This window comes from Pseudomonas sp. MYb541 (genome assembly GCF_037479595.1).
GTDB classification, from domain to species: domain Bacteria; phylum Pseudomonadota; class Gammaproteobacteria; order Pseudomonadales; family Pseudomonadaceae; genus Aquipseudomonas; species Aquipseudomonas canadensis.
Genome location: NZ_JBBGYS010000017.1, coordinates 1 through 16,078 on the forward strand (window position 1 = coordinate 1; position 16,078 = coordinate 16,078).

Annotated in this window: 13 protein-coding genes; 6 read left to right on the forward strand and 7 right to left on the reverse strand. The window is 60.7% G+C overall.

Features of this window, described 5'->3' with window-relative positions; genetic code table 11:
* Positions 1–4 precede the first annotated feature (4 nt).
* The gene (locus WH299_RS12280) at positions 5–1,396 is read right to left on the reverse strand and encodes an L-cystine transporter (protein WP_028618333.1); all 1,392 of its coding nucleotides are present in this window, start codon (positions 1,394–1,396) and stop codon (positions 5–7) included.
* A 241-nt stretch (positions 1,397–1,637) separates the two neighbouring features.
* Here WH299_RS12280 and WH299_RS12285 point away from each other — a divergent pair, with 241 nt between their 5' ends.
* From WH299_RS12285 to WH299_RS12300, 4 genes are all read left to right on the forward strand, one after another.
* Positions 1,638–2,696: a haloacid dehalogenase-like hydrolase gene (locus tag WH299_RS12285; protein WP_445262707.1), complete on the forward strand. Its 1,059-nt coding sequence runs from the start codon at positions 1,638–1,640 to the stop codon at positions 2,694–2,696.
* A 203-nt stretch (positions 2,697–2,899) separates the two neighbouring features.
* Entirely contained in the window at positions 2,900–3,433 is a 534-nt protein-coding gene (locus tag WH299_RS12290) for an RNA polymerase sigma factor (protein WP_028618331.1), read from the forward strand.
* Positions 3,430–4,377 (forward strand): FecR family protein, encoded by a 948-nt coding sequence (locus WH299_RS12295; RefSeq protein ID WP_122729689.1) that lies wholly within the window; start codon positions 3,430–3,432, stop codon positions 4,375–4,377. Before WH299_RS12290 ends, WH299_RS12295 begins: the two co-directional genes overlap by 4 nt.
* 132 nt (positions 4,378–4,509) lie before the next feature.
* On the forward strand, positions 4,510–6,957 hold the full coding sequence (locus WH299_RS12300; RefSeq protein ID WP_339550381.1) for a TonB-dependent siderophore receptor: 2,448 nt from the start codon (positions 4,510–4,512) through the stop codon (positions 6,955–6,957).
* A 55-nt stretch (positions 6,958–7,012) separates the two neighbouring features.
* On the opposite strand, the gene ilvD is transcribed toward WH299_RS12300, so the two are convergent.
* From ilvD to WH299_RS12315, 3 genes are all read right to left on the reverse strand, one after another.
* Entirely contained in the window at positions 7,013–8,854 is a 1,842-nt protein-coding gene (gene ilvD, locus WH299_RS12305; RefSeq protein WP_339550383.1) for a dihydroxy-acid dehydratase, read from the reverse strand.
* Between the two features lie 226 nt (positions 8,855–9,080).
* On the reverse strand, positions 9,081–10,271 hold the full coding sequence (locus WH299_RS12310) for an MFS transporter (protein ID WP_339550384.1): 1,191 nt from the start codon (positions 10,269–10,271) through the stop codon (positions 9,081–9,083).
* Between the two features lie 125 nt (positions 10,272–10,396).
* The gene (locus tag WH299_RS12315; protein WP_003195152.1) at positions 10,397–11,593 is read right to left on the reverse strand and encodes a class I SAM-dependent rRNA methyltransferase; all 1,197 of its coding nucleotides are present in this window, start codon (positions 11,591–11,593) and stop codon (positions 10,397–10,399) included.
* Between the two features lie 277 nt (positions 11,594–11,870).
* On the opposite strand from WH299_RS12315, the gene WH299_RS12320 reads away from it, so the two are divergent.
* Together WH299_RS12320 and mutM are read left to right on the forward strand one after the other, a co-directional pair.
* Entirely contained in the window at positions 11,871–12,683 is an 813-nt protein-coding gene (locus tag WH299_RS12320) for an HDOD domain-containing protein (protein ID WP_177002757.1), read from the forward strand.
* A gap of 21 nt (positions 12,684–12,704) precedes the next feature.
* Positions 12,705–13,517: a bifunctional DNA-formamidopyrimidine glycosylase/DNA-(apurinic or apyrimidinic site) lyase gene (gene mutM / locus WH299_RS12325; RefSeq protein WP_016976014.1), complete on the forward strand. Its 813-nt coding sequence runs from the start codon at positions 12,705–12,707 to the stop codon at positions 13,515–13,517.
* A gap of 15 nt (positions 13,518–13,532) precedes the next feature.
* On the opposite strand, the gene WH299_RS12330 is transcribed toward mutM, so the two are convergent.
* From WH299_RS12330 to WH299_RS12340, 3 genes are all read right to left on the reverse strand, one after another.
* Complete coding sequence (locus tag WH299_RS12330) at positions 13,533–13,784, reverse strand: YfhL family 4Fe-4S dicluster ferredoxin (protein ID WP_017139475.1); 252 nt, start codon at positions 13,782–13,784, stop codon at positions 13,533–13,535.
* Positions 13,785–13,886: 102 nt separating this feature from the next.
* The gene (coaD, locus tag WH299_RS12335) at positions 13,887–14,366 is read right to left on the reverse strand and encodes a pantetheine-phosphate adenylyltransferase (RefSeq protein WP_003176711.1); all 480 of its coding nucleotides are present in this window, start codon (positions 14,364–14,366) and stop codon (positions 13,887–13,889) included.
* Positions 14,367–14,469: 103 nt separating this feature from the next.
* A complete protein-coding gene (locus tag WH299_RS12340; protein ID WP_339550385.1) occupies positions 14,470–16,065 on the reverse strand; it encodes a GMC family oxidoreductase in 1,596 nt (531 codons plus the stop codon).
* Between the last annotated feature and the right edge of the window lie 13 nt (positions 16,066–16,078).

The window sequence follows — 16,078 nt, forward strand, 5'->3', positions numbered from 1 at the left end:
TCCATCAGGCCTGCGCTAACTCAGCATGCTCATCGGCATTCAACAACGCTTTATCCGTCTGCCCCATGACCTGGCTGGTGATCGCACCGGCCGTCATCGATCCATTTACGTTCAGCGCCGTGCGGCCCATGTCGATCAGCGGCTCTACGGAAATCAGCAGCGCCACCAGTGACACCGGCAAGCCCATGGCCGGCAGTACGATCAGCGCAGCAAAGGTCGCACCGCCGCCCACGCCGGCAACGCCTGCCGAACTCAAGGTCACGATCGCCACCAAAGTCGCGATCCACAGCGGGTCCAGCGGGTTGATGCCTACGGTCGGCGCGACCATCACCGCCAACATCGCAGGATAAAGACCGGCGCAACCGTTCTGGCCGATGGTCGCGCCAAACGAGGCAGCGAAACCGGCGATGGACTGTGGGATGCCCAGGCGACGGGTCTGCGCTTCAATGCTCAGCGGGATCGCCGCTGCGCTGGAGCGGCTGGTGAAGGCAAAGGTCAGCACCGGCCACACTTTGCGGAAGAAACGCAGCGGGTTGATCCCGGCCAGGGACAGCAGCAGGCCGTGCACCACGAACATCAGGCCCAGGGCCAGGTACGACACCACCACAAAACTGCCGAGCTTGATGATGTCTTGCAGGTTGGAACCGGCGACCACTTTGGTCATCAGCGCCAATACGCCGTACGGGGTCAGCTTCATCACCAGGCGCACCAGACGCATGACCCAGGCTTGCAGGGTGTCGATGGCGTTGAGGACTTTCTGGCCTTTTTCCACGTCATCCTTGAGCAGTTGCAGCGCGGCAACCCCCAGGAAAGCGGCGAAAATCACCACGCTGATGATCGAGGTCGGCTTGGCCCGGGCCAGGTCGGCAAACGGGTTGGCCGGCACGAACGACAGCAGCAGTTGCGGGATATTCAGGTCGGCAACCTTGCCGGCGTAATCACTCTGGATCACTTGCAGGCGCGCCATTTCCTGGGTGCCGGCCACCAGGCCCTCGGCGGTGAGGCCGAACAGGTTGGTCAGGCCGATACCGATCAACGCCGCAATCGCTGTGGTGAACAGCAGCGTGCCGATGGTCAAGAAGCTGATCTTGCCCAACGACGACGCGTTGTGCAGACGGGCCACGGCGCTGAGGATCGAGGCAAATACCAGCGGTATCACGATCATTTGCAGCAGTTGTACGTAGCCGTTGCCGACCAGATCGAACCAGCCGATGGAGGCCTTGAGCACCGGATTGCCATCGCCGTAGATCGTGTGCAGAACGGTGCCGAACACCACCCCGAGTACGAGGGCGAACAGGACCTTCTTGGCGAGGCTCCAGTTAGTACGACGGGTTTGTGCCAGGCCCAGCAACAGGGCCACGAACACCAGTAAGTTGAGAATCAGGGGCAGATTCATTGAAGCTCCGTTGAGAAGGCAGCCAATCGCGTGAGCCTGCGATTGCGAACCGGAAATCCTAACAGCTTGAAATATATTGATTTAATACCGATATGGAATGGTGACTGTCGTTTTTGGAATAAGCGTTTGACGCTCAGGCACATGCCGTTGGCGCGATCACGACGCAAGCGGTCGCGCTCGGGCGATAACTGTCACAGGGATTTGTTAGCGTCGGTGTCTTTCACTCAGGGAGAAAACGCATATGAAGCTCGCTTCGAGATTGTTTGCCGCCGCGCTGTGCCTTGGCCTTGCCGGCCAAACCATGGCCGCCACCGAGTTGAAACACTGGCCGGCCCCCGCCGCCAAGCAACTGAACGAAATGATCGCCGCCAACGCCAACAAGGGTAACTTCGCGGTGTTCGACATGGACAACACCAGTTACCGCTACGACCTCGAAGAATCCCTGCTGCCCTACATGGAAAACAAAGGCCTGATCACCCGCGACAGCCTTGATCCGTCGCTCAAGCTTATGCCGTTCAAAGACACCGCCGACCATAAGGAAAGTCTGTTCAGTTACTACTATCGCCTCTGCGAAGTGGACGACATGGTCTGCTACCCGTGGGTCGCCCAGGTGTTTTCGGGTTTCACCCTCAAGGAACTCAAAGTGCAGGTCGATGAGCTGATGGCCTCCGGCAAGCCCGTGCCCGTCAGCTATTTCGAAGGCGATGTGGTGAAGAAATCCGAGGTGCAACCGCCGAAAGTCTTCACCGGCCAGGCCGAGCTGTACAACAAACTGATGGAAAACGGCATCCAGGTGTATGTGATGACCGCCGCCTCGGAAGAACTGGTGCGCATGGTCGCCGCCGATCCCAAGTACGGCTACAACGTCAAACCCGAGAACGTTATCGGCGTGACCACCCTGCTCAAGGACCGCAAGACCGGCGAACTGACCACCGCACGCAAACAGATCACCGCCGGCAAATATGACGAGAAGGCCAACCTCGGCCTGGAACTCACCCCTTACCTGTGGACCCCGGCGACCTGGATGGCGGGCAAGCACGCGGCAATCCTCACCTACATCGACGAGTGGAAAAAACCGGTGTTGGTAGGTGGCGACACGCCGAGCAGCGATGGCTACATGCTGTTCCACGATGTGGACGTGGCCAAGGGCGGCATCCACCTGTGGATCAACCGCAAGGACAAATACATGACCCAACTGAACGGCATGATCGCCAAGCATGCGGCGGCGCAGGCCAAGGAAGGGTTGCCGGTGACGGCGGACAAGAACTGGGTGATCGTCAAGCCGGAGGAGATTCAGTAACACTGAGTCGCCTGCATCGAGGGCAAGCTCCCTCCCACATATTGATGTGTGAACACATTCAAATGTGGGAGGGGGCTTGCCCCCGATGGCGGCCTCAATAACGCCGCAAAGCCTAGGCAAAAATAGATATCAATTGCGAACAAATCTCATCCTCTGCTAGCGTGCGCACTTCCTGAACCCTCCGTTCTTCTCAAGGTAGTGCTGTGTCCTCCTGGAATTCGCAGATCGCGCGCCTGTTCGCGGAGCAGAAGAAAGCCCTCGAAGCCTTCGTCACCCGTCGCACGGGTAGCGCTCAGGTGGCCGCTGACTTGACCCAGGAATCGTTCCTGCGCCTGGCGCGCCTGGATTCCGGCGAGAAGATCGACAACCTCCCAGCATTCCTTTTCACCATCGCCAGCAACCTGGTGCGCGATCACCAGCGCCAGGCCATTCGCCGTGAACGCCTGGATGCCGGCGAGCCCAGTGAAGAACTGCCTTGCAGCAATCCTGGCGCCGATGAGCAATTGGCCGCCTATCAGCAGGAGCAACTGATGCAGGACGCTATCCTGGCGTTGCCCGAGGCGACTCGGCAGATCTTCCTGCTCTATCATGTCGACGAACTTTCCTACCGCGAGATTGGCGAGCGACTGTCGATCACCCCGCGCAGCGTGGAATACCAATTGCGTCGCGCCTTGATTGAATGCCGCGCCTACATCAAGACGCGGCTCGCCAGCGACACACAAGGACGTCGGTCATGACCGCCACACCCACTGCCGACGAATTGTTCGAAGAAGCGTCTGGCTGGTATTTCCGCCTACAGGCCGAAGATGTCACGGCAGCCGAAATGGACGCCTTTGCCGCCTGGCTTGGGCAGGGCCAGCCACAGGATGACGCTTGGCAGGAAGTGCAGGCCATGCTCGGCGGTTTGCGTGAACCGGCGCGGGTGATCCGCCGCGCCGAACAGGCTGCCTGGCGCCAACCTGCGCGCCGTTGGGCATATGCCGCTGCCATATTGCTAGCAGTGGGCCTGACCGTGCAAAACACCCCCTGGCTCGACCGCCTGCGCGCGGACTACGCCACCCGCACCGGCGAATCGCGCACTGTCGAACTGGCCGACGGCTCCCAGTTGCAACTCAACACTGACAGCGCGATTCAAGTGCGCATGAGCGGCGGTGAGCGTCAGATTCGTCTGCTGCGTGGTGAAGGGTTTTTCAGCGTGACCAAGGACCCGGCGCGGCCTTTCGTGGTGCAGTCCGGCGATGGCTGGGTGAAAGTGGTCGGCACACAGTTCAGCGTGGCGCGGCGTGATGCACAGACGCGTGTGCAGGTGGCTCAGGGCAAGGTGCAGGTCAGTGCGGGCAGTGGTGAGCCGGTCTTCCTGGAGCCAGGCCGGGCGGTGGAGTATCAGGACCAGCACCTCGCAGAGGTACATGGCTTCGACCCGGCCAGCGGTTTCGCCTGGCGCCAACGGCAACTGGTGTTCCGCCAGCAGCCCCTGTCGGAAGTGGTCAGCGAGTTGAATCGCTACTGGCCCGGCAAGACTCTGGTGCTGGGCGATGCGCTGCGCAATCGCGTGGTGTCCGGCGTGTTCGAGATCGACAAACCCGACGCCGTGATCAAGGCGCTGGAATACACCCTCAATCTGCAGGCCGAGCACTACACCCCGTATTTGCTGGTGTTGCGCGAAGGCAAGGCGTCCTGACGACAACTTTTTCAAAATAGTTTCAGGGTTTCCCCGCAAGCCATCGTCCTTGATCACTGAGGCGTAAATAGTAAGCACTCTCAAGTAGTGCGGCGCCGATCACAGACTTTTTTGCACCGGGGAGCTTCATCCATGGCACACCGATACGCCGCACGGCCCTTGCTGGCACTGGCCATTTCCTTGGCCTGCGGCACTGCACCGCTGTACTTACAGGCCGCTGAGACCACTCAAGCACAGACCTACCGTTTTGATATTCCAGGGCAGAGCCTGGACGGTGCGCTGGCAGCGTTTTCGGCGGTGACACGGGTGCAGGTGTTGGTGAGTGGTGAATTGACTCAGGGGGTGGTGTCGCCGGGGGTGAGTGGCAACCTGGGCCAGCGTGAAGCCTTGGGGCAACTGCTCGGCGGCACTGGGCTGAGCGCGGCGTTTATCAACGCCGATACCGTCACCCTGGAAAAACGCGTGGACACCGGTGGCGCCCTCGAAGTCGGTGCCACCACCATCAGCGCTGAACGCTTGGGTGCGACCACCGAAGGCACCGGCTCCTACACCACCGGTGCCGTGACCATCGGCAAAGGCGAGCAAAAGCTAAAGGACATCCCGCAATCGGTCAGCGTCATGACCCGCAAGCAGATGGACGACCAGAACACCACCAAACTCTCCGAAGTGGTCAAGCGCACCCCCGGCCTGACCGCGACCAAGTCCCCTGGCCCCGGCATGTTTATCTTCTCCCGTGGTTTTGAGGTCGGCACCCTGCAATACGACGGCGTCGGCATTCCGCGCAACACCTACGCGCTGGGCAGCTACCTCACCGAAAACATGGCGATCTATGACCGCGTGGAAACCCTGCGTGGCCCGGCCGCCTTGCTGCAGGGCGCGAACAGCCCCGGCGGCACGATGAACCTGGTGCGCAAGCGCGGGCAACAGGCGCCGACCGTCACCGTCACTGCCAAGGCCGGTTCCTGGGACCACTACGGCACACAAGTGGACGCGGGTGGCCCGCTCAATACCGAAGGCACCTTGCGCGGCCGTTTTGTGGCGGACTACGACACGACCGATTCTTTTGTCGATTACGCCGGCGGTTGGAACCAGACGGTTTATGCAGCGGTGGACTACGACTTCACGCCAGACACCACCGTCGGCGTGGGCATCAGCAACCAGAAGGGGCACTCGCGGCCCAACTTCATGTCGCTGCCCCGGTACGCCAACGGCAGCGATATCGGCCTGTCGCGCTCGACCTTTGTCGGCGCCAGTTGGAACCGCAACGTCAATAACCAGACCCAGGTGTTTGCCGATATCGAGCATCGCTTCAACGATGACTGGAAAGTGAAGGCCGCTCTGGTGGCCATGGATGAACACAACGACGCGACCTACCAGGCCACGTGGGACACCATCCCCAATCCCGGTGACACCGGCACCGTGCGTTACGTGGACTGGGTCACTGACTTCAACACCAAGAGTCGCGGTGTGGACGTGTATGTCGACGGCAAGTTCGAAGGCCTGGGGTTGCGGCAGGAGATGGTGCTGGGCGCCAACTATTCCAAACTCACCACGGATGATTTCTGGGCGCGCGCGGCGACGCCGGGGGCAGATATCTTCAACATCGACCACAACCGTCCGCAGCGCGACAGGAACCAGTTGTTCCAGGCAGGGAATGCGACGAAGAGCTGGTATGACATTCGCCAGAAGGGGATTTATGGCACCTGGCGCGTCCAAGTACTGGACCCGCTGACGTTGATCCTCGGTGCGCGTACCAGTTGGTATGACTATTCCTATCAGGACGAGAGCGGTGCCAGGGGGGTGTACGGCGAGCCGACCAGCAGCACCACGCAAAGCAATGGTCACGTCACGCCCTACGCCGGCCTGGTTTATGCGCTCAACGAGCAATGGTCGGCCTATGCCAGCTATACCGACGCCTTTGAGCCCCAAACCAACCTGACCACCTCATTGACCGTGCTCAAGCCAATTGAGGGCCAGAACTACGAGCTGGGCCTGAAGGGCGAACTGGCGGATGGCCGCCTCAATACGTCGTTCGCTGTCTTTCGCTATGACCAGGAAAACCGTGCGGCTCAAGATCTGCAAGGCGGCAAGGTTTGTGGCGGCTGGTACTGCTCGCTCGCGTCCGGCAAGGTTCGCAGCCAGGGCTTCGAGGCCACCTTGAGCGGTGAGGTGCTGCCGGGCCTGCAACTGGTTTCCAGCTACACCTACAACACCACCAAATTCATCAAGGACGACACTTACGAGGGCAAGATCTTCAGCACCTGGACGCCCAAGCACCTGCTCAAGGTCTGGGGTGACTACCAGTTGCCGGGGGACTGGAGCAACGTCAGCGTCGGCGCCGGTGTGACCGCGCAAAGCAGCACCGTCGCCTATGACCGCACATTCAGCGTGCCCGGCAATGCCTTGTGGGATTCGCGGGTGGCCTACAAGATCAATCAGGAATTCACCGTCGCGGCGAACCTGAACAATATTTTCGACAAGAAGTACTACATCCCTGCGTATAACGCGAACTGGGGCAGTAACTACTATGGCGACCCGCGCAATGTGATGTTCACCATGACCTACACGCCGCAGTTCTGATTACGATCGGCAAAAAAATGCCCCGCACTTGGCGGGGCATTTTTATGGGCGCAGCTTACAGACCGTCAAGCATCGCCTTGTTACGCACAGCACCCTTGTCGGCACTGGTGGCCAGCAGGGCGTAAGCCTTCAACGCGGTAGTCACTTTGCGTGGACGCTTCTCCACTGGCTTCCAACCCTTCCTGTCTTGCTCAACCCGGCGCGCGGCCAGCTCTTCATCGCTGATCAACAGGTTGATCGAACGGTTCGGAATGTCGATCAGCACCTTGTCACCATCCTGCACCAGGCCAATCGCGCCGCCGGCAGCGGCTTCTGGCGAAGCGTGGCCGATGGACAGGCCCGACGTACCACCGGAGAAACGGCCGTCGGTCAGCAGAGCGCAGGCTTTGCCCAGGCCCTTGGATTTCAGGTAGGACGTCGGGTACAGCATCTCCTGCATACCCGGGCCGCCTTTCGGGCCTTCGTAGCGGATGATCACGATGTCGCCTTCCTTCACTTCGTCGGCGAGGATGCCGCGAACCGAGCTGTCCTGGCTTTCGTAGATCTTGGCGCGGCCTTCGAAGACGTGGATGGACTCATCCACACCGGCGGTTTTCACCACGCAGCCGTCGAGGGCGATGTTGCCGTAGAGAACGGCCAGGCCGCCTTCTTGGGAGTAGGCGTGCTCGACACTGCGGATGCAGCCGTTTTCACGGTCGTCGTCCAGGGTGTCCCAACGGGTCGACTGGCTGAACGCAGTTTGCGTAGGGATACCCGCTGGGCCTGCCTTGAAGAAGGTGTGCACGGCTTCGTCGTCAGTCTGGGTGATGTCCCACTTGGCGATGCCTTCGGCAATGGACTTGCTGTGCACGGTCGGCAGATCGGTGTGCAGCAGGCCACCACGGGCCAGCGAACCGAGGATCGAGAAGATCCCGCCGGCGCGGTGCACGTCTTCCATGTGGTACTTCTGGATATTCGGCGCGACTTTGCACAGTTGCGGAACGTGACGGGACAGGCGGTCGATGTCGTGCAGGTCGAAATCGATCTCGGCTTCCTGGGCCGCAGCCAGCAAGTGCAGGATGGTGTTGGTGGAACCGCCCATGGCGATGTCCAGGGTCATGGCGTTCTCGAACGCCTTGAAGTTGGCGATGTTGCGCGGCAACACCGACTCATCGTTGTCGTGGTAGTAGCGTTTGCACAGTTCGACGATGGTGCGGCCGGCCTGCAGGAACAGTTGTTCACGGTCGCTGTGGGTCGCCAGCGTGGAACCGTTGCCCGGCAAGGCCAGGCCCAGGGCTTCCACCAGGCAGTTCATCGAGTTGGCGGTGAACATGCCGGAGCACGAACCGCAGGTTGGGCAAGCGCTGCGCTCGTATTCCGCGACCTTCTCGTCAGAAGCGCTGGAATCGGCGGCGATGACCATGGCGTCGACCAGGTCGAGGCCGTGGGAGGCGAGCTTGGTCTTGCCGGCTTCCATCGGGCCGCCGGAAACGAAGATCACCGGGATGTTCAGGCGCAGGGAGGCCATCAGCATGCCGGGGGTGATCTTGTCGCAGTTGGAGATGCAGACGATGGCGTCGGCGCAGTGGGCGTTGACCATGTATTCCACGGAGTCGGCGATGATCTCGCGGCTCGGCAGGGAATACAGCATGCCGTCATGGCCCATGGCGATGCCGTCATCTACGGCGATGGTGTTGAATTCTTTGGCGACACCGCCGGTGCGTTCGATCTCGCGGGCGACCAGTTGGCCGAGGTCCTTGAGGTGGACGTGGCCCGGTACGAATTGGGTGAACGAGTTGGCAATCGCGATGATCGGCTTCTTGAAGTCGTCATCTTTCATCCCCGTGGCACGCCACAGTGCGCGCGCGCCGGCCATGTTGCGGCCGTGGGTGGATGTTTTCGAGCGGTAATCAGGCATTGGAGCACTCCGGGCGGCTAATCGGTATCAATGGGGAGTGAGCTTCTATTGACGTCTGGAACACTCAGAAATGGCCGTGTGTCCGGAAGTTGCCACTCGCATCGCGGGATCGCCGCTTGCTTGGGCCTCGAGCTCATAAACCCGCCGGGGGATGACTGGCGATGAATAGCGTCGATTCTACACCGCTGGCGGCTGGAGGGAATGGCCGAAACCGTGAAGATAACGGCTACGGGACGTGCGGGTGGCGCCGCGCCCATACGTTCAAGACCAGGGCGGCGATGCTCAGGATCAGAAAGCACAGACCCAGCGCCGTGCTCAGGTGGTAGGTAAAGGTGCTGATGAACGCACTGATGAGACCTCCCGCAATAAATAACTCGGCTGCCACGGCAGAGGCTGCCGTACCTGCATTGTCTGGGAACAGGCCCATGGCTTCAGAGTTGGAGATAGGCCGGGTGATGGTGGTGCCCGCTGTGCAGAGCAACATGGGGATCAGCACGGTCAGGGTTGATAAGCCGAACTGGTAGGTCAGAAAAAGCATGACCACGCCAGAGATCGCGATCAGCACCAGCCCGATGGCCATCTGGGTAGCTGCAGCAAGCCGTTTGTGCAGGATGCCTGCACAGATACCACCCAGTACGTAAGCGCCGCCGTAGAGGAGCAAGGTTAAGGAGTACTCGTGGGGCGACAGCTTGAGTTGGTCCATGAAAATGAGTGGAGAAACCACGATGAATGAGAAATGGCAGGCGAAGGTAATCGCCGAAATCGTGGCATAGCTGGTGAAATGGCGGTTGGCGAAGACCTTGGTGTAGGCCTTGAGAATACTCTGTTGGCTTGGTGCCGCTCGAGCCAGTCCGCCATGCAGTAACCGCTGAGCCATGATCAAGGTTGCTGCACTGAGGGCTATAAACACGTAGAAGCTGGCTTGCCATCCCCAGTGCAGTTGCAACCACGCGCCCAGTAACGGAGAAATTGATATGAAGATGCCCCCGGCCGTGGCCATTGCTATGCGCAAACGCACTTGTTCCCTGCCGGAAAAAAGGTCCTGCACCAGCGCTTGAGACAGTATGAAACCTCCGCAGCCGATGGCTTGAATGACCCGGAAGAACAGGAATTGGGGCGTGTTGCTGGCAGCCAGGCACCCGGCCGCGCCAATGATTGCAACGACCATGCTTGCCAGTAGCAGCTTCTTGCGGCCGATCCTGTCGGACAGCGGGCCGATCAGCAGCATGGAGCAGGAAAAGCCAATGGCGAACAGGCTGACTGAGCGGGCGATCTGGGTGGTCGAGGTGGAGAAGTGTTCCGCCAGGGCGGGAAAGGACGGCAGCACGACGTCAAGCGGGAAGACGCCCAGCAGCGTCATGGTCATCAGCCAGAAAACAATGAAGGGTTTTTCAGCGTGCGTGATTGCCGACGACATGGACGAGCCTCGATTCCTTGAGGGAGTGGAGAATCGAGCCTTCGCGGAGGAAAGTCAAAGCATGGCGTGCGATGAAACTTCCTGAAAACCTGTAGGAACCCGGAGGCTCCTACAGGCCAACGGCATCAGCTGTTCGGCAGCAACCGGCACGTAATGCTCTTGATGTAACGCGTCTCGGCAATTGCCGGATGCACCGGGTGGTCCGGGCCCTGGCCGCCACGCTCCAGCATCTGGATATTGCGATCCAAATGACGGGCGCTGGTCAGCAGGATGTTTTGCAGGTCATCTTCCGGCAGGTGCATGGAGCACGACGCGCTGACCAGGATGCCGTCCTTGCTGAGCAGGCGCATGGCTTGCTCATTCAAGCGGCGGTAGGCGCCTTCGCCGTTCTTCATGTCTTTTTTGCGTTTGATGAAGGCCGGTGGGTCGGCGACGATCACGTCGAAGCGTTCTTCGCTGGCTTTCAGTTCTTTCAAGGCTTCAAACACGTCGCCTTCGATGCAGGTCATCTTCTCGGCAAAGCCGTTCAGCGCGGCATTGCGCTCCACGCCGTCGAGGGCGAAGGCGGAGGCGTCGACGCAGAACACTTCACTGGCGCCGAAGGCCGCAGCTTGCACACCCCAGCCGCCGATGTAGCTGTACAGGTCGAGCACGCGCTTGCCTTTGGCATACGGGGCCAGGCGTGCGCGGTTCATGCGGTGGTCGTAGAACCAGCCGGTCTTCTGGCCCTGGATCACCGGGGCTTCGAATTTCACGCCGTTTTCTTCCAGCGCAACCCACTCCGGCACCAGGCCGAACACGGTCTCGACGTAGCGGTTGAGGCCTTCGGCGTCGCGCGCGGCGGAGTCGTTCTTGAACAGGATGCCGCTCGGCTTGAGCACTTGGGTCAGCGCGGCGATCACGTCTTCTTTATGCGCTTCCATGGTCGCCGAGGCGATCTGCACCACCAGGATGTCGCCGAAACGGTCGACCACCAGGCCTGGCAACAGGTCGGAATCGCCGTAAACCAGGCGGTAGAACGGCTTGTCGAACAGGCGATCACGCAGGGACAGGGCGACGTTCAGGCGGTGCACCAGCAGCGACTTGTCCAGTGGCAACTTGATGTCGCGCGACAGCAGGCGGGCGCAGATCAGGTTGTTCGGACTCATGGCCACGATGCCCAGGGTCTTGCCGCCGGCCGCTTCCAGGATAGCCTGGTCGCCTGCCTGGAAGCCGTGAAGTGGGGTGGCGGCCACGTCGATTTCGTTGCTGTAGACCCACAGGTGGCCGTTGCGCAAACGACGATCGGCGTTGGCTTTGAGACGCAGGCTTGGCAGGGACATGACGTCGCTCCGGAAAAAAGAGCGGGAGTATACCTGTTGCGGCGCGGTTCATGTGGGAGTGGGCTTGCCTGCGATGCAGGCGGCGCGGTGTATCTGACGTACGGCGGTGATGCAATCGGGGGCAAGCCCACTCCCACATTTAGTCCGATTTCAATCGGGCATTTGGGTGTCGGTCAGGTTTGCTTAGAGGTTAGAATCCCCGCCTAGCCCAGAGTGTGTACTTATGTCCCAAGAGCTTTCCGCCGAACAGATCCAACAGGCCCTGCAAGGCATCAGCGTGCCGCCCCAACCGCAAATCATGGTGGATTTGCAGATGGAGCAATACATGCCTGACCCGGACCTGGAAGTGATCGCACGGTTGATCGCCCAAGACCCGGGCCTGTCCGGTGCATTGCTGAAGATCGTCAACTCGTCGTATTTCGGCCTGAGCAACAAGATCGCCTCGATCCAGCGCGCCGTGAACCTGCTGGGCAGCCGTTCGATCATCAACCTGATCAACGCGCTGTCGATCAAGGGCGAAATGAGCGACGACACCATCGTCACCCTCAACCGCTTCTGGGACACCGCGCAGGATGTGGCGATGACCTGCCTCACCCTGGCCAAGCGCACCGGCGCCCAGGCGGTGGACGAGGCTTATGCCCTGGGCCTGTTCCACGATTGCGGCGTGCCGCTGATGCTCAAGCGTTTCCCCAATTACATGTCGGTACTGGAGCAGGCCTACGCCAATGCCGGCCCCGACTGCCGCGTGGTCGACACAGAGAACAACGCGTTCAACACCAACCATGCCGTGGTTGGTTACTACACCGCCAAGTCCTGGCGCCTGCCGGAACATGTGACCGATGCCATCGCCAACCACCACAACGCCCTGGCGGTGTTCAGCGATGAGTCTTCGCGCAATTCGCAGCTCAAGAACCTGCTGGCGATCCTGAAGATGGCCGAGCACATCTGCTCGTCCTATCGTGTGCTGGGCAACCAGGCGGTGGACCATGAGTGGAATGCCATCGGCCATCTGGTGCTGGACTACGTGGGCCTGTCGGACTACGACTTCGAAAGCATGAAGTTGTCGATCCGCGAACTGGGCGCCCACTGACCCTTTCTTCAAGAGGTACACATGCCCGAGTTACCCGAAGTCGAAACCACCCGACGCGGCATCGCGCCACACCTGGAAGGCCAGCGGGTCAGCCGCGTGGTGGTGCGTGAACGGCGCCTGCGCTGGCCGATCCCGGAAGACCTCGATGTGCGCCTGTCCGGGCAGCGCATCGTGCTGGTGGAGCGGCGGGCCAAATACCTGCTGATCAATGCCGAAGTGGGCACCTTGATCAGCCACTTGGGTATGTCGGGCAACCTGCGTCTGGTGGAAGTCGGCATGCCAGCGGCCAAGCATGAGCATGTGGATATCGAGTTGGAGTCGGGCCTGGCCCTGCGTTACACCGACCCCCGACGTTTCGGCGCGATGCTCTGGAGCCAGGACCCGCACAACCATGAACTGCTGATCCGCCTGGGACCCGAGCCGCTGACGGATCTGTTTGACGGCGAGCGCTTGTTCCAGCTGTCCCGTGGTCGTTCGATGGCGGTGAAACCGTTCATCATGGATAACGCGGTGGTGGTGGGTGTGGGCAATATCTACGCGACGGAAGCGCTGTTCGCGGCGGGCATTGATCCGCGTCGCGAGGCGGGCGGCATTTCGCGAGCGCGTTACTTGAAGCTGGCGATTGAGATCAAACGCGTGCTGGCCGCTGCCATCGAGCGCGGCGGTACCACGTTGCGGGACTTTATCGGTGGCGACGGGCAACCGGGGTATTTCCAGCAGGAATTGTTCGTCTATGGCCGTGGTGGCGAGGCATGCAAGGTCTGCGGGAGCGAGTTGCGCAATGTGGTGCTGGGGCAGCGCGCGAGTGTGTTTTGCCCCAAGTGCCAGAGCTGATGCTGCGTGAGGCCTTCAGGCTTTACCGGTAATCAACCGGTACTTGGCCATCAACTGCTCTTCCGTCTCCGGATGGGCTTCATCCAGCGGGATGCAATCCACCGGGCACACTTGCTGGCACTGAGGCTCGTCGTAGTGGCCGACACACTGGGTGCACAGGTTGGGGTCGATCACGTAGATCTCTTCGCCCTGGGAAATTGCGGCGTTCGGGCACTCGGGTTCGCAGACGTCGCAGTTGATGCAATCGTCGGTGATGATCAGGGACATGGAAACTCCTGCCAGGGCTGTCAGCCAAGGCATCTGAAAACTAATGCGCGCAATTGTGCCGCATTGGCGCCCGCAGTGCGAGCAGGCGCCGATTGAACGGTGTTACTTCTTGAAGCGCAGCGTCAACGCATCCGCCACAGCCGGATGCACGAACTTGGTGATATCCCCGCCCAAAGCGGCGATTTCACGGACCAACGTCGAGGAAATGAACGAATAACGTTCCGACGGGGTGAGGAACAGGCTCTCCACGTCCGGCGCCAGTTGGCGGTTCATATTGGCCAGCTGGAATTCGTATTCGAAGTCCGACACCGCACGCAGGCCGCGCAGGAACACATTGGCGTTCTGTTCTTTGGCGAAATGCGCCAGCAGCGTCGAAAAGCCCACCACTTCGACGTTGGGCAGGTGCTTGGTGACCTCACGCGCCAGTTCCACGCGCTGTTCCAGGGGAAACAGCGGATTTTTCTTGGGGCTGGCTGCGACCGCGATGATCACATGGTCGAACAAGCGTGAGGCACGTTCGACCAGATCGCCATGGCCTTTGGTAATCGGGTCGAAGGTTCCTGGGTACAACACTCGGTTCATCGCGTCGTCCTGGCGGAGTCCGTTGGGGAACCGGATGGTATCGCAGCCATCCCGGTCGGCCAAGTCGACTTATGTAGATACATACCGCTAATCGCGCGTTTTTTCATGCCGTTTTCAGACGTTCGGCCAAAGCTGTCGCCAGTTGGGCAGTTAAACCGTACACCGATAATTGTGGGTTGGCCCCAATGCTGGTGGGGAATAAAGACCCGTCGTGGATCGACAGGTTGCGCAATTGGTGGTGGCGACCGAGGCTGTCGGCCACTGCATTTTTCGGGTCCTCACCCATGGCACAACCGCCCATCACATGGGCGCTGCCCAGACAAGTGCGGTGCAATTCCAGGTTGAGCTCCTCGATCATCGTTCGGGCTTCGCCCAGTGTTTTCACGTAGCGCGCATCGTGATGCAACGGCTTGACCGACTTGGCGCCCGCGGCGAACTGGATCTCGGCCATGCTGTGGAACGCGCGGCGCAATCCATCCCAGGCGTAATCCGATACCTGGTAGTCGAGCACCGGCGTGCCATCACCGCGCAGCTCCACGCTGCCGCCCGGGCTGTCGGGGTGGAAACCATCACGCAGCAGCGCCAGCATCGCGTGGGTATTGGGCAATTGGCTCATGTCCAAGGCGTTCTGAGTGCCATAACCGCCGAGCAACGTGCTGGCCAACGCAGGATGTAAGGGCGGCGCCTCCAGTTTGTAGGACATTTTGCCGGTGGTGCCGTCCTGCCACTGGAAATGGTCGGAATAGATCGATTGCGGCGCACCGTAGAACGGGTTGATGACCTCATCGAACAACCCGGCGGAGAAATTCACCAGGTGCAGGAAGGTGCGTTTGCCCAACCGTTTGTGCGGGTCGGGCGCATCCGAACGCATCAGCAGCGCCGGGCTGTTGATGCCGCCGCCGGAGAGCACATAGTGCTTGGCCTTCACTGTGATTTTGCGGCCAGTCGGCGCCACGCACAGGTTATCCATGGCCACGCATTCTAGGCTGCCGATCGTGTCGCCGCTGTAGAGCAGACGTTCGGCGCGGGCCAGGTAGAGCAGTTCGCCGCCTTTCTCCAGGGTGGACGGGATTGTGGTCACCAGCATCGATTGCTTGGCATTGACCGGGCAACCCATGCCGCAATACCCCAGGTTGAAGCAACCACGCACGTTGCGTGGGATCACGTGCCAGCTGTAGCCGAGCTTCTCGCAGCCTTTGCGGATCACATCGTTGTTGGGGTTGGGCGGCAGGGCCCAGGGCGCGATGCCCAAGCGCTGCTCCATCTTTTCGAACCACGGTGCCATTTCGGCGCTGCTGTGGCCCTTCACCGCGTATTCGCTGGCCCAGTGGCTGAGGGTGGCGTCCGGCGTACGGAAGCTCGACGTCCAGTTGATCAGCGTCGTGCCGCCCACTGCACGGCCTTGCAGGATGGTGATCGCGCCATCCTTGCTCATGCGGCCGATGCCCTCCTGATACAGGCTGGTGTAGGCCTCGTCTTCCAACAGCTTGAAGTCGCTGCTGGTCTTGAGCGGGCCTTCTTCGATTAGCAGTACTTTGTAGCCGGCGGCGCTGAGGATTTCGGCGGTGGTGCCGCCACCGGCACCGCTGCCGATGATCGCCACATCGGCTTCCAGAGTCAGGTCGTTGTCGAGGGCGGCGCCATTGTGGGTTTTCCAGCCACGGGCCATGCCGTCGCGGAAGGGATCGGGTACGGGCATCAGGGTCGTCTCT

Coding starts and splice junctions, on each gene's coding strand:
- WH299_RS12340 (WP_339550385.1), bottom strand. CDS start 16,065: ATGCCCGTACCCGATCCCTTCCGCGACGGCATGGCCCGTGGCTGGAAA.
- WH299_RS12330 (WP_017139475.1), bottom strand. CDS start 13,784: ATGTCCCTGATCATCACCGACGATTGCATCAACTGCGACGTCTGCGAA.
- mutM (WP_016976014.1), top strand. CDS start 12,705: ATGCCCGAGTTACCCGAAGTCGAAACCACCCGACGCGGCATCGCGCCA.
- WH299_RS12300 (WP_339550381.1), top strand. CDS start 4,510: ATGGCACACCGATACGCCGCACGGCCCTTGCTGGCACTGGCCATTTCC.
- ilvD (WP_339550383.1), bottom strand. CDS start 8,854: ATGCCTGATTACCGCTCGAAAACATCCACCCACGGCCGCAACATGGCC.
- WH299_RS12285 (WP_445262707.1), top strand. CDS start 1,638: ATGAAGCTCGCTTCGAGATTGTTTGCCGCCGCGCTGTGCCTTGGCCTT.
- WH299_RS12295 (WP_122729689.1), top strand. CDS start 3,430: ATGACCGCCACACCCACTGCCGACGAATTGTTCGAAGAAGCGTCTGGC.
- WH299_RS12310 (WP_339550384.1), bottom strand. CDS start 10,271: ATGTCGTCGGCAATCACGCACGCTGAAAAACCCTTCATTGTTTTCTGG.
- coaD (WP_003176711.1), bottom strand. CDS start 14,366: ATGAACCGAGTGTTGTACCCAGGAACCTTCGACCCGATTACCAAAGGC.
- WH299_RS12315 (WP_003195152.1), bottom strand. CDS start 11,593: ATGTCCCTGCCAAGCCTGCGTCTCAAAGCCAACGCCGATCGTCGTTTG.
- WH299_RS12280 (WP_028618333.1), bottom strand. CDS start 1,396: ATGAATCTGCCCCTGATTCTCAACTTACTGGTGTTCGTGGCCCTGTTG.